Consider the following 14,217-nt stretch of genomic DNA (forward strand, 5'->3'; position numbering starts at 1 on the left):
TAAAAACCTTACAGGAAAGGGCTTTTAGCTTGATTGAGAGCTTCCCAAATGCACTTAAATCTGCTAGAATCTCTTAAAACCCTTGCATCACCCTTGCATCACCCTTGCATCTTCTCTAATTAGTGCTAATGTACCGTAAAAGCGAGTTACCCTCAACCCCACCAGAAAACTTCGAGCTGCCCTTTGAGGGGAAATTATCCCAAGATAATCGTTGGGTAATTATGGCCAACCTCATTCCCTGGTCAGAATTTGAAGCGGAATACGCATCACTTTTTTCAGAAGAAATGGGCACACCCGCCAAAACATTCAGGACAGCACTCGGAGCATTAATTATTAAAGAAAAATTAGGAACAAGCGATAGAGAAACGGTAGAACAAATCAAAGAAAATCCTTATTTACAATACTTCTTGGGTTTTTCATCCTACAGCAATGAACCCCGGTTTGAAGCGTCAATGTTGGTTCACTTTCGAGAAAGAATCACTCTGGAACTAATTAATAAAGTGAATCGCTTTATGGTCAAAAATTCGAGAGAAATAAAAGAAGAAGAAAACACCGAAAAAAAGTTAGAGAGCGAAACCCAAAGTCAACCAGAAAATCGAGGTAAATTAATTTTAGATGCCAGTTGTGCGCCCGCAGATATTAGTTATCCTACGGATTTAAACCTGTTAAATCAAGGAAGAAAACAAACCGAAAAAATTATTGATATTCTCTAGGAAACTTTAAAAGGAAAACTTGTTCAAAAACCGAGAACCTATCGTCTCCTGGCCAGAAAAAGTTATTTAGAAGTAGCAAAAAAAAGAAAACCTACCGTCAAACAAAGACGAAAAGCTCTAAAAAGACAACTGCAATATCTGAAAAGAAATCTCGACCATATTGAACAACTTTTAGCAGAAGGAGCCTCTCTACAAAGCTTGAAAAAAAGAGACTATAAACTGTTATTAGTAGTCACAGAAGTTTATCGCCAACAACTCTGGATGTACCAAAATAACAAACAGAGTATTGAAGACAGAATTGTCAGCTTAACTCAACCCCATATCCGTCCGATAGTCAGAGGAAAAGCTGGAAAACCCGTAGAATTTGGGGCTAAATTCTCAGCAAGCTGTATAGATGGTTACATATTTTTAGACCGGATTAGTTGGGATAACTTTAATGAATCGGGAGATTTAAAAGCACAAATAGAAGCTTATTATGACTATACAGGATACTATCCAGAATCAGTTCATGTGGACAAAATTTATCGAACCAGAGAAAACCGAGCTTGGTGTAAAGAAAGGGGAATCAGAATCAGTGGGCCCCCATTAGGAAGACCAGCCAAAAATGTTAGTAAAGAACAAAAGAAACAAGCTACCGATGATGAGAGGATTCGGAATTGTATAGAGGGCAAATTTGGACAGGGGAAAAGAAGATTTAGCTTAGGTAAAGTGATGGCTAAACTTCCTCATACTTCCTTTTCAGCGATTGCTATTACTTTTTTAGTCATGAATCTTTCTAACCTGTTGAGGCAGGTTTTTTGGGCTTTTTTATGTCTGAAATGGAAAAACAGCACTTTTTCTCGGTCAATGATTAGGATAAGTTATAACTTAAAAATTAATCAACAACTAAAGCTTATGCTTGTAGCTAAGTGAAATCATTGATTAAGAGACCTGTACTTTTCAATGACTTTTTCAGCAGACCCTATGTAAATAACGTTATTTTAGCCAATCTACCTTTATTCGATTATGACTTAAAATCAGCCCAATATCACGCACGGGAAAGGTCAAGATTGTCTAAATTCGGTAAGAGTCCTGCTTTTGTCGATGGTCAGATAACGTCTATTGCTTTTACCAACAATTTGACTTTAGTTACCAATAATGTTGATGATTTTCAAGATTTAGAAGGTTTAGTGATTGAAAATTGGTTTCTCTAATCTGTAATTGTTCCGTGTTAATACTCGATAAATCATTTGCTCCCCCAGAAAGATGATCACTACGTCATCGATCGCTCTCTAAGGATCGGGTTGTGTCCATGGTCAGTTTCAATTCTCCCCTCACTTAACGAATCGTTAAGTGAGAACCTCGAAAAATTCGTTAAGTGAGCAGCTCAAACCAAGTTAAGGTTCCGTTAGGGTGGGCTGTTCTCGATACTTTCTAACATTCGTTTGATAGCCCCATCGATGGTTGCCGTACCGACGCGATTTCGATATCCTAGCAGCCGCTCCCAAGTAGCCTGTTCTACCCTGACATACCACTCACAGCCGCTACCGGCCTTGTAATTCAGCCCTTCTTTGACTTGAAATTTAGCGGCCACATCGATGGTTTTTGAGGAAAGGAAGTCCGAACCTAACATTTCCCTGTTGCCATCGTCGAAAAGGATGATGGCCGCGTAGGGATTGGGCAACGCGGTTATTTCCCCCGTCTGTCCTTTTCTGGGATGCTCACCGGTAACGGTGACGGAATTTCCCACGGTCAACCGAGTAGATTTAACCGACCCATCTTCACTTAACGAATTTTCCGTTAGGGTAAGAGAAAAAATAGGGAATGAGGGTAAAAGGGGAAAAAGGAAAAAGGGTTAGAGAGTTCTCCCGAATACGCAGACTACCCGAAAACCGCCATTGTAGGTGCGGTAGTCGCGGCGGTAGTAGAAGCCGCGAATCGCGGAACGGCAGTAATCAGGATTGAGGCCCCAGGAACCGCCCCGCAGGACAATATTTAGCGAAATATCATCATTTTTGCCAGAATATGGTTCATTTTCAGACTTGACTTTTTTCTCTTGATTACTATCAAGCCATGCACTGCCATCAGTAGGCGCTCCTTTATAATTACCATGCCAGTCATCAGCGCACCACTCCGAGACATTTCCGTGCATATCGCTGAGTCCAAAGGCGTTGACGACTTGAAAATAACCTACAGGTGTTGTTTGTTTGCGATATTCTCCTTGTGTCCCTTTGCCATAGGATTTTTCCCCTTGATAATTGGCTAAATCTGTTGTAATGGTTTCCCCAAAGTGGAACGGTGGATAAAATTCCCCTTTTTCTAGATTTAAGGGTGTTGTCACACCTCGACAAGCATATTCCCATTGGGCTTCTGATGGTAGCTGATAAGTTCTTCCTGTTAGCTTAGAGAGTCGCCCACAGAATTCTACTGCTCCATACCAATTTACTTGTTCTACGGGTCTTTGCCATCTATCTATTTCCCTATCTTGATCTTGATAGGGTTTTTTAAAATAAGAGGGGTCTTCATCTAAGTCTATATTAATTTTTAAATCGGTTCTAGCAGCGATCGCTTGCCATTGTGCTTGAGTAATGGGGTAACGTCCCATCAAAAACGAGGTAATGGTTACATGATGTTGGGGTCTTTCATCAGCATGGCTCCCTTCTTCTGTCTCTGGTGAACCCATAGTGAAGGTTCCATCGGGAATCAAGACCATTTCTAAGGGGACACCATCAATATAGTCTCTATAGCCTCGAAACTTTTGGCTTTGGCGTTTTACTTGCAGTGTTTTCACGCTTCTAGTTCCCAAAATATTAGTGGAGGGCTGGAAAACTGTTCGGTTTTACCCTACCAAGCTCCCCAACCCAGTTTGATTTTTGGATACCGTTACCAGCATCTCAGGAAAAGGCTGAACTCTCTGGCGCACTCTTGACAGATTCCCACCTGCCAACTCTGACTGTAAAGAGTTCTCCCGAATACGCAGACTACCCGAAAACCGTTATTGTTGTTGCGGTTGTCGCGGCGGTTGTTGTTGTTGCGAATCGCGGAACGGCAGTTATTAGGATTGTTGCCCCAGGAACCGCCCCGCAGTCGGGTTCGCCTTCCCCTTCTTCAACTCCTCGTAAAAACAAGGGAACTGAATATCTGTTTCCTCAGTCGCCAGGTGTCACCATGTTTCAAGTGAGATTCCCAACTGTTAAGCGATCGCTTAATATCTTCTACATTGATTTTACCTTCGGCATAATCTTTTTGCAATTTTCTCAGTCTTTTTCTGCCACGATGTAAGTTGCTATTTCTCACCCGAATTGTTTCGGGGAAAATCCGAAACCCTAGAAAGCTGGAACCATGTTTTGTTTCAAATAACTGACTCTTAATGGGGTGAATTTTTAACCTGAGTTGGACTAAATAGTCTTCAATCAATATTCGAGCATCTTTGAGAAATTGATGGTCATCAGAAAACAAAGAAAAATCGTCCACATACCGCACATATTTAGCGACTTTGAGTTGTTCTTTAACAAAATGATCAAAGCCTGATAAGTAAATATTTGCCATCCATTGACTGGTTAGATTTCCTATTGGTAAACCATGTCTACGTTGTATGGGCGTGAGTAAATCATCTCCTGGGAAATAATGGTTAACTTCTTCTTGTTCGTTGCTGTTATCAATAATGGCATCAATTAGCCAGAGGGTATCTGGGCATTTGATTTTTCGTCTGATGAGTTGTTTAAGGATTTCATGATCGATACTAGGGAAATATTTTCTAATATCACATTGTAAAACATAACGACTAGAACGAGCAAAATCGGTAAAGCGCATCAAGGCTTTATGGGTTCCATAACCTTCTCTATTGGCATAAGTATCACTAATAAAAGTTCTCTCAAAAATGGGAATAATGATATTGCATAAAGCATGGTGAACAACTCGATCTCGATAGGGGGCTGCCGAAATCAAACGACTTTTTATATCTCTTAGATGAAAAGTTCGATAGCTTCCTGGTTGATAGGTTTTATCTTTTAGTTCTTGCTGAATTTTTAATAATTCCGTTCCTAAGTTATAATTAAATTGTAAAACATTCTCTCTAAACCGCTTTCCTTTTTGAGCTTTTCTAGCTGATAGATAAAGATTATCAAAGTCAATAATTTGAGGATATAAGTTACCGTAACGTTTCATAGTGGTAGGAAATTATTAGATTAACGTTTGCAGGAAATTAGGATATTAATTAATTTGAATTAATATGGTTTGAGTTATCCACGTTGGACATTCACAACGGAAAAAATCATAATCTTCTGTCCAAATTGCGTCGGGTAAGGCTAAGGCTACAGTTTCCCAATCATTGAAATCTCTAGAAATCCCTTTTTTAGCCTCTGCTTTTAGTTCTTGGTAAAACGATAAAGGCAAGGTGATAATTTTACTATCAATTAGTCTTAAGATGGCTTCTAATTGCAGTTGGCCTAATTCTTGAGTTAAATTTGTTTTATTCACAATAATGGAAATTCGCTTTTGTAATTCATATTAAACTTTCTCTCTCATTTTTTCAGCTAAGAATAACTCTAAGCTTTTTGATATAATTGAATCTCTTTCTCGCTTTCTAAGAAGTTCAGCCACTAAAATATTCGTGTCAACCACTAAACGCAGGATTCTTCAATCTTCATAAACATTGACACATATTCTTCTTCAGTCAAACCTATTTCTTTTAATACTTTTTCCATAATTATATCAAGTTCTTCCTTTGCTTTTTTGGCTGTCTGGGAATCAATAACAGGCTTATAATAGCCTATAATTTTGCTATTATATTCTATGGCAATTGGTTCTTTTTGAGTTAATAAAGCCTCTTTTTCTAGCTCATTCAATTTAACTGTTTTCATAATATTTTAAACCGTTGTTTGCTTCAATGATGTTATTCTCGTTGACGTTGGGTTTTAATCCAGCCTCCCAATTCTATACCAATTTCATCAATTTTTTGACTAACATACTGATAACGTTTTAGATCAATTAATTGAAAATCTAATATTAGTCTCGTTTGATGCCGTAAAATGTCTAATTGAACATTTAAGTTAATTAGGGCGTTTAATTTATTTTTCTCATATTTAGCCTTAATTAACCCCTCTAATAAATCATACAATTGATTGACGATTCTATCCCCTGCCGTAAATTTATAAACTTTGGGGAATCTCTCGATTATAGGCACATAATACTTGATTAGATCATAGGTTTTTTGAATAATTGATAATTCCTTCATCTTGGTAATAGTTTTAGCTCAGATACTGCACCATAATTGAAAAACCACAAATCCCCGACTTTTAAAGCCTAAAACCCTGATTAACTCGGTAAAAAATCTGGGATTTTAGACTAGGTACCAGATCTCAGTTTAACAAATATATTCGATCAACCTGTCTTTGGTTAATGTCATCAAACCTTGATATTGGAAAATCAAAAATATAGCGATCCGCTTGGAAAAGGAAAAAGTAAAACATAGAGTAAAGGGTAAAAGGGGAAAAAGGAAAAAGGGTTAGAGAGTTCTCCCGAATACGCAGACTACCCGAAAACCGATATAGTAGTAGCGGTAGTCGCGGCGGTAATAGCTGATGCGAATCGCGGAACGGCAGATAAGAGGATAGTTGCCCCAGGAACCGCCCCGCATGACAGAATATGGATTATTTTCGTCTTTTTCAGTAGATTCTAGGCTATTTTCAGCATCAATATTTTCCTCTTGATTATTATCAAGCCAAGCACTACCGTCACTAGGCGCATTTTCATAATTGTCATGCCAGTCATCCATACACCATTCCCAGACATTTCCGTGCAGATCGTATAATCCGAAAGCATTCGGGGGAAATTGACCAACGGGGATAGTTTCCTTTCCATTTTCGCCTTTGGGTTCCGAGGCATAAGTTCTAGAAGCATTATAGTTGGCTAACTTATCAGTGAGGGTTTCTCCAACGTAAAAGGGTGGGTAAGATTCACCTTTTGCGAGGTCTAGGGGTTCTGTCATAGCACGACAAGCGTATTCCCATTGTGCCTCCGAAGGCAGTCTATAATCTCTCCCCGTTAGCTTAGACAGTCGCTGGCAAAACTCTACAGCTTCATACCAATTGACTCTTTCAACGGGTCTAAGCCATCTATCTATTTCTCTGTCTTGATCTTGATAGGGTTTTTTAAAATAAGATGGATCTTCTTTTAAGTCTATTTTTACTTTTAAATCTGTTCTGGTGGCGATCACTTTCCATTGACCTTGAGTAATGGAATATTTCCCCATGAAGAAAGGAGGAACCTTTACATTATGTTGGGGACGTTCATTATAATGGCTATCTTTTTCATTTTTAGGAGAACCCATCGTAAAAGTACCACCAGGTATAGATACCATGTCGAGGTCAACGTTATTTGGTAGAGTTTCTGTGAAACAGTTAGCGGTGTGGGTGGTAGTTTTAATGATTTCGCCGCGACGGTTTACTGTGGGGGTTTCAAAGGAAAAGTTACGGAGATTTTGGCTCAATAAGTCTGTTATGACTGGTTCAAAAGTGATCGTGGCTACTTCGGATTCAAATTCAAAAAGTTCTAAGGTTTCTAATTGAGGAATGGCATAGTCAGGAATAGCTAATTGATGCAAGAAACTAACTTTGACATATTGAGAGTATAGGTATAGCTTTAGGGTCGATAATTTATTATATTTTTTTGATTGGAATAAATTAGGATTTAAGGTTTCAAATTTACAATAAATGCCAGTGAGACGACTACTAATTGCTGAAGGAGAAAGGAGAAGTTGTTTGGCTACTTCCGGGATAGAATAAGATTGGCTTGGAGTTGGCAAGAAATTGATTAAGGTTTCTGTTTCAATGTCCGTTAAGTGATGCCTTTGGGCTATACTTTCCAGAAAATCTATCCAATTAAAACCGATGGAGTTACCCTCAACAGCAGAGACAAGATTTAACCGCGCTCGACTTTTATCTAATTTCCTAATATAAGGGGCATATTCTTCTCCATATTGTCGTAGGGTAGAGACAGAAATAGTTGCAAAAGCTTGAATTAATTCTAGGTCATCTTCTCCACTTAATTCTAAAGGATTGGTTAAGAGAGTGGCTTCAAATTCACGAATGGTTTGATAGCCAAAATGACTAGCAATTTTTTCCGTTAAACTACCAATCACTCTTAGGCAAAACTCTTTTTTATTTATTTGTTTATCTGCGGCTATTTTATCTAAAAAAGTCTCTCGAATGCCCGGTTTAAATTCAAATTGAATGGGATAGTTAGACTGATAATAATTAAGGGGGGTAATAGGACTTAATAATCCTCCCATGACCACTTCTGCCACATGAACTTGAGTGGATTCAGGCAATAAGGTTCTTTGTACTAAACGAATGGTGGAAAAACTGACAGGAATGGCCGATAACCACTGAATTAATTCCCAAGCAAGTTGTGAAGAAGTTGCATAAAAGTTATTAATTTGTTGAAGAGTAGTCAGACTTTTCTCATCGTCTTCTTCTTCTTCTTCATAAGAATACATAAAATTAGACCCTAACCAAACCCCTGAACACCAGCTTATTCCTTTTCCCATTATCACATTAACCCAAGCTTTTATCGATTCCGATTCTAAGCTGACAATTGGTAGTTTAACTAATTTAAGCAAAGCTTGTTTATCAAACCCTTTAATCTGCCAAGATTCCAGGGGAATAGCTTGCCAACTTTGGGGAGTAAGTCCCTTTTTTTTATTGCCTAATCGAATTTTTATAGCATAATCAAGGTTAGTGCGTTCCCATATTCTTTCAGGAAAAGGATTCAAGACAGTTAACAGACTTTGGCTTGACCATTGTTGAAGAATATCAATAAATTGTTCACTAATCCAAGCAGGTGAAATGCAATCACTAACTATCAAAATTAAGCGTCGGCTACCAGGAGCATTTAATGTTTGGGGAGATAGGTACTGAGAAAATGAATAAAAAGAAGAAATTTGCAAGGTTTTTGTCAAATCATCCCAGTTCATTCGATAGGGTTTTATATCACGAAATGCTCCTAAATGTTCGAGAAAATCTTGTACTTCTTTTAATAAAGATTGCCAAAGAATCATGGATTTGCTATCTTCTATTAGTAAGGCCACGTCTAACCAACGTTCTTTTTTAGGAGTTAGAACAGGAAAATAACGAGGCTGAGTAGGGGTACTAAGTTCGGCACTTCGCTTGACAGTTTCTTTGATATTTAATTCCTGAGCAATACGAGAATTAATTTTCTGTTTTAGGGGTTTAAGTAAGCGTCCTAATTCTAAAGTATTGCGGAAGATTCCTGTGTCTGGTAATTTAATAGGTAATTGTTCTGTGGGATAAGGGTTTGGCTCAATAGCAGTAGAAGAAACAGGTTTGTTTGATGGTGAAGTCAGAGGATATTTAAGCTCTGATAAAGGAGGTTTTGTTAATTTCTTACCAACCCCCTTTTTTTCTAAAAATAATAGCAAGGCGATGGAATACAAACCCTTTTCTATGAGAGTCCAAAAGAGAGTAATCATCATCAGTTCTTGCTGATATTTCGTAAACTCAATTTGGGGAGTTTCCCATTTTTCTAAAATCGTCCCCCAAACTAAACATAATCCCAGGTTTTCAACTCCTTTTAAAAAAGCCAATAGACAAAATTGGTAAGCTCCATCTGCTTCTCCTCTTATTAAAGGATTAACTGTCCGGACAAACCATAAAACTTCAGCTATCTGAATCGAATCAAGTTCCCATTTTTCTGTATCAACAAAGGCTACGAACTGTTCTAACATCACCTTTATTTCTCTCCAGTAGTGTTCAGATAAGCCATTAAACGCTCGATAATTGCTTCCTTTTCTTTGGCATTAGGTAAGGGTTTATTCATTAACATAAAGACAACATTAAGTAATTGGTCTGTTGCTAGAGGTCCCTTCTCTCGTTTTTCATAAAATTTCTGAATTTGGGTTTCAATTTCTTGGGTTAAATCATCTCCTAATTCTAAATGAGCTTTGACAATCTTGGTCAATTCTTCTTTATTAGGTTCTTTTATCTCCAATTGAATACAACGACGTTTAAATGGTAAGGGAAACTCCCTTTCTCCATTACTGGTCATAATAATAATGGGAAATTGTTCACAGGGAATACGTCCATCGACTACTTCATGGGTCTGACCATCAGAGGTTTGAACGGTTACTGTATGATACTCTTGATGCTTTTTCAGTCTTTGAAGTTCTTCTATGACAAAATAGCCTTCTTCAAAAATATTTAAGAGATCATTAGGTAAGTCAATATCACTTTTATCAATTTCATCAATCAGTAAGACTCTGGGGTATTGCTTTGAACACATAGCTGTTCCCAATGGACCAAGACGAATATAGTCACCGATATCAAATTTATTTGGCTTGTCTTGATTCAGTTGAGCATCTTTAACTCCTTCTCCTTGATTAATTTGAGCATCCTGTAAACGAGCGATCGCGTCATAATAGTATAATCCCTCTTGCAGTGTACTACGGGTATTAATCGGCCAATGTAATACCTCTCCTAATTCTAATTCCGAGGCGATGGCCTTGGCTAAACTAGATTTCCCCGTTCCGGGTTTTCCTGTTACCAGTAGGGGACGACGCAAATAAATGGCCATATTAACAGCGTTAATGACTTTCTCGTTGGCTTGAAAAGTTTCCTTTGCTGGTTTTTGGGGTTCTTGTTGGTTAAAGTTTCGCCAAGGGGGTGGTTCTGGCCATTTTTCAATAGAATGAGATTCTTTAGTTCCTTTAAAAATTTGCCAATCACTCATAATGTCCTTTCCTTTGTATTAGTATGTTTAACGAAATTGATGAGCAGAACTCACTAAAGCTTTAATTTCTTGCTGGTGGGATAGTTATAAGGATTTTCCCATAAAAAGCAAAGATGATGGCCTAAATGAAAAGGCTCTTCTTCGGTAGCTTCTAGTCTCTTCACTTCGACAGATTTGGTTAAGTTTTCAAGATTCAACACATTATCCTCCCCGTCTTTAAGATTTTCCTCATTATCTTTTTTAGGCTTAATTAACTCATCTAAGTCACTGGTATGATTGACAGCAGAATTTTGACATCTAGACCACAAGGCTAAAGGAATTCCCCTCTCTATAATAAACTCATAGCTGATATTTTCTAGTCTCAGTAAATCCGTCGGCAAGTTAATCCCAAAAATCATTTCTTGCGAGTCCATAACTTTTAAATCATTATCATTTCTGTCATTAGTTTGAGAGGCGAATATATAGTTATTTATCTTCATCTTATTAGCGTTTTTTGTCAGCCAATCCCATTTCTTTTTCCAGATGTCAAGACAACGTTTTGTCTTTAACCGTCGATAAGACCGAATATGAACAGATTCAAAAGAAGCACAACCGATTCTTTTAGAACGACAAAATTCATTTTCTTTAAATTTCCAACAGTCAACATCTAATGAAAATAAATCATCATCAAACACCCACTCTATTGCTAAATGAATATCTTGATCAAATCCAATTTCTTCTAATTTTTGATAACATTCTTCTAGTAGATTGGGGATATTTTCTTCTATCTCAGTTTGAGTATAAGGTGCATTCTCTTGAAAAGTTTCTAATAAATTTTCCTGTTGATAGTCTGTAGAAGATTGAGGAATTGAGACTTTAGTATCAACAGAAAATTTTTCAGATTCACTATTATTACTTTGAGAACTTACCTTCTTCAATTTTATTGATAAATATAGACGTGCATTATCAAAATCAAGAGAATTTCGATTGATAAAATTATCATGCGAAATACTCGCCTTTGATCTTTGAGTAACTTCTTCTAAAACAGAATCATTTGGAACTTCTATCTTTTTTTTTTATCTATAAGCGATCGCAAATTTTGAACAACAGATAATAAGACTTTATCTTGCTCTGCTTCAGGTAAAATATAAAGAGGATTACGAGGAGAATTATTACGGGGAGACTGAGCTTGATTTAAGTAAAATGTTTTAGCTTCTCCCTGTTCATTCGTGTAGTGAAAAGGAACATTTTCAACATCTGCATATTTAACAAATAAAGGAATTATCCGTACTTCTTTATCTTCAAATCTTTGCAAAAGACGAGGTAACTCTTCATTACGAACATAAGTAGAATTAAGAATAGCTTGACTTACTAAAACAACTGCTACCGTTACTTTGGGTAAGACTTCTTTAATCTTTTCATCCCAAATATCCCCCTGTTCTAAATCAAGATCTGACCAAACTATTTGTTTCTCAAAGTTAAGAGATTGCAGAAATTCTAAAAGCCTATCTCTCCATATTTCATCTTTGTGGGAATAACAAATAAAAACTGAGGGCATTTCTTTTTCCTTTAATTCTGAATCTAATTGATCAATGGTGGTTTGTTTTTGATTATATTTTGTTGAGGGTTCTCCCGATGGATTGACTTCTGCTTGAGACGAAACTTTATTGGTCAATATGTCAGAATTAGACAACAATTGTGGAGTTAGATGTTCTGATATTCCTGCTATCTCAATAGAATTACAGCCTAATTTATAAGCAAATTCCACCGTCCTTCCTGCGCCTAAAGCATCATAGAAACCCACCGCAAACTCAATGGCTGCTTTATCCCCAATGGCTTTGCTCATCCCCACCACATAAGAAATATGCTCTGCGATCGCTTTTGCTTGAACCTCCGAATAACAAGCATTGAGAACTACGCATTCTATTTGGTCAGCAAATAAGTTAAATAAACTTGCTAATGCTTGAGCCTCAACTAACTTAACTTGACCTGTTTCATCTTCAAAGGCTAACCCTTCTTCCCCCGCACCATGTCCTGAAAAATGGACAATGTTCGGCTCAAAGTCGAGGATGGCACGGTGAATATCTCTGTACCTCACGGCTTGCCCTGTTTCAATGACGAAATTATCTCGTTGTTTTGCTCGTCGTAGCCCTTCTTTAATCTCGAGCATTTCCTCATCAAGACGCAATGGAGTCGTGTTTTTGGGATTTGCTGACAGAATAAGGATTCTTTTCATTGATTAAGACTCGTTTGAAGACAGATGAGATTTTAGGCGACGAATCCAAGTCAGAACCACCTGTCGCCAGCAATTCTCATTTTAAGGTTTCATGACATTAAAAGCATTGCACCTAGAGGGGTTAATAATTCTTAACGAACCTCTAGATCGCTGAAACAAGGCAAAATCGTTTCAAAATGAGAATTGCTGGTTTCAACCCGCTTCTATTCACCGATTAGAATCCCCGTCTTTTTAAAGTGGGGAGATGTCAATAAGAAACCTTCCGCACCAGTTCAAACTCACCGCGGGCCAACCGTTCCAACATTTCCGACACGGATAGGTTGTACTGTTCCGCAATCGCCTGAACTTCTTCCCACCCAGCCTGAGTCACGCTTAGATTGCGGCGTTTCTTCGGCTCTTCATAAGTCAGAGGCCTACCGTCCGGATTCGGTGGATTTTCCTTCCTGCCCTTGTATTTCCCTCTAGTTTCCATTGAACAACCCTTTAACTTCTCTACACTATTTTACCCAATATAGCAACAGAAAATTCCCTCAAGGGATGGATTTCTTAATTATATACATATACAATTAAAACATATACTTTTTAGTGCGATTGCGGGAGCGTAAATCAACAGAGGACTGAGTAGGAAGTCTTTTAAACCGAAATGAGGTTAAGAGCAATTGATATCCACATTAAGGGAATTTTGAGACGTCACCTACCTAGAAAACAAGCCCCAACTCTTTTCGGGTTATGGGGCAAATTCACGAAAAGTACATCGCTTTCCCTAGAAAGTATATACCTTCGCACAAAAACTATAACTATTATGACACAGAACAAGATAGAAGGCAAGTTTTACGCGCTAAAACCAGAAGAGTGGCTCGAAGTCACCAAAGAATTGAGATACGCGGAAGTTCGAGTTCTCTACTATCTGAGAACGATCGATCCGTTCGGCGGTCGCGATCTGCGCGTCAAGGTCACGGATGTGGCAACCGCCACGGGACTCCAGAAAGGCACGGTTTCCAAAGCCCTGAAAGTTCTTAGCGATAAAGGTTACATCGATCTAGAAATCACCGAAGCACTGGTCAAGCTGCAAACGTTTCCTAAAGGAGATCAGGTCTCCCGCGACGGGGAAGAGTTTCCTGTAGGAAACACGGTTTCCTGTGATGCGGAAAAGTTTCCTGTAGGAAACACGGTTTCCTGTGATGCGGGAGAGTTTCCTACAGTACCATCAAGTTTCCTACAGGAAACACCCTCGCACTGTGGGAAACATCCTCGCACTGTAGGAAACGATCCCGTCCCAGAACCCAGTCAGGGCAAGGAATCCAGCACCTCTAAGATTATTAAGACTTATTCCTGGACTTCCCCCGTATAAAAATACTAGCTATGGCTAAAAGTCTTACAGAGCCTGAGTTCAAGCAATACAATACCAATGAACTACTGGACACAAAATCCTGAAGTTCTTACGCCGATAGGGTTTGAGGCAAAAATTTTCAAATTTGACCTTTAGACCATTATAGCTTGTTTCGGGGCAGAAAATCAGCAAAAACATGGCTACAGAGGGAATCCCTTACTCTAGAGATTAAT

11 protein-coding genes and 4 pseudogenes are annotated in these 14,217 nt (G+C 38.2%); 3 read left to right on the forward strand and 12 right to left on the reverse strand.

Features of this window, described 5'->3' with window-relative positions; all coding sequences use genetic code 11:
• Positions 1 to 128 precede the first annotated feature (128 nt).
• Positions 129 to 1,625, forward strand: a pseudogene (locus O9295_RS03795) (IS5-like element ISMae6 family transposase).
• Positions 1,626 to 1,675: 50 nt separating this feature from the next.
• Positions 1,676 to 1,906: pseudogene (locus O9295_RS03800) on the forward strand (PIN domain-containing protein); the annotation flags it as partial.
• 194 nt (positions 1,907 to 2,100) lie between these two features.
• Here the strand turns inward: O9295_RS03800 and O9295_RS03805 are convergent.
• The 12 genes and pseudogenes from O9295_RS03805 to O9295_RS03855 form a co-directional block, all read right to left on the reverse strand.
• Positions 2,101 to 2,442, reverse strand: a complete 342-nt coding sequence (locus O9295_RS03805) for a hypothetical protein (protein WP_288031823.1) — start codon at positions 2,440 to 2,442, stop codon at positions 2,101 to 2,103.
• A gap of 105 nt (positions 2,443 to 2,547) precedes the next feature.
• A complete protein-coding gene (locus O9295_RS03810) occupies positions 2,548 to 3,483 on the reverse strand; it encodes a formylglycine-generating enzyme family protein (protein ID WP_288031826.1) in 936 nt (311 codons plus the stop codon).
• 167 nt (positions 3,484 to 3,650) lie between these two features.
• A pseudogene (locus O9295_RS27685) lies at positions 3,651 to 3,788 on the reverse strand (SUMF1/EgtB/PvdO family nonheme iron enzyme); the annotation flags it as partial.
• A gap of 12 nt (positions 3,789 to 3,800) precedes the next feature.
• Entirely contained in the window at positions 3,801 to 4,859 is a 1,059-nt protein-coding gene (locus O9295_RS03815; protein ID WP_158202609.1) for an RNA-directed DNA polymerase, read from the reverse strand.
• Positions 4,860 to 4,904: 45 nt separating this feature from the next.
• Positions 4,905 to 5,315, reverse strand: a pseudogene (locus O9295_RS03820) (PIN domain-containing protein).
• Positions 5,315 to 5,554 carry a hypothetical protein gene (locus O9295_RS03825; protein WP_288031828.1) on the reverse strand — a complete coding sequence of 80 codons (240 nt, stop codon included), beginning with the start codon at positions 5,552 to 5,554 and terminating at the stop codon, positions 5,315 to 5,317. Before O9295_RS03825 ends, O9295_RS03820 begins: the two are co-directional and overlap by 1 nt.
• Positions 5,555 to 5,586: 32 nt before the next feature.
• On the reverse strand, positions 5,587 to 5,928 hold the full coding sequence (gene avd / locus O9295_RS03830) for a diversity-generating retroelement protein Avd (RefSeq protein ID WP_158202613.1): 342 nt from the start codon (positions 5,926 to 5,928) through the stop codon (positions 5,587 to 5,589).
• A gap of 270 nt (positions 5,929 to 6,198) precedes the next feature.
• Positions 6,199 to 9,438, reverse strand: coding sequence for a formylglycine-generating enzyme family protein (locus O9295_RS03835; RefSeq protein ID WP_288031830.1), 3,240 nt, complete (start codon positions 9,436 to 9,438; stop codon positions 6,199 to 6,201).
• Between the two features lie 5 nt (positions 9,439 to 9,443).
• Positions 9,444 to 10,439, reverse strand: coding sequence for an AAA family ATPase (locus O9295_RS03840; protein ID WP_150976785.1), 996 nt, complete (start codon positions 10,437 to 10,439; stop codon positions 9,444 to 9,446).
• A 53-nt stretch (positions 10,440 to 10,492) separates the two neighbouring features.
• Positions 10,493 to 11,356: a VMAP-C domain-containing protein gene (locus tag O9295_RS03845; RefSeq protein ID WP_288031833.1), complete on the reverse strand. Its 864-nt coding sequence runs from the start codon at positions 11,354 to 11,356 to the stop codon at positions 10,493 to 10,495.
• Between the two features lie 125 nt (positions 11,357 to 11,481).
• Positions 11,482 to 12,654: a TIR domain-containing protein gene (locus tag O9295_RS03850; RefSeq protein WP_288031835.1), complete on the reverse strand. Its 1,173-nt coding sequence runs from the start codon at positions 12,652 to 12,654 to the stop codon at positions 11,482 to 11,484.
• A gap of 247 nt (positions 12,655 to 12,901) precedes the next feature.
• The gene (locus O9295_RS03855) at positions 12,902 to 13,126 is read right to left on the reverse strand and encodes a hypothetical protein (RefSeq protein WP_288031837.1); all 225 of its coding nucleotides are present in this window, start codon (positions 13,124 to 13,126) and stop codon (positions 12,902 to 12,904) included.
• A gap of 330 nt (positions 13,127 to 13,456) precedes the next feature.
• Here O9295_RS03855 and O9295_RS03860 point away from each other — a divergent pair, with 330 nt between their 5' ends.
• Positions 13,457 to 14,005 (forward strand): MarR family transcriptional regulator, encoded by a 549-nt coding sequence (locus O9295_RS03860; protein WP_288031840.1) that lies wholly within the window; start codon positions 13,457 to 13,459, stop codon positions 14,003 to 14,005.
• Positions 14,006 to 14,217: the final 212 nt, after the last annotated feature.

The sequence above is a fragment of the Microcystis sp. LE18-22.4A genome (assembly GCF_027531105.1).
Lineage (GTDB): Bacteria > Cyanobacteriota > Cyanobacteriia > Cyanobacteriales > Microcystaceae > Microcystis > Microcystis aeruginosa.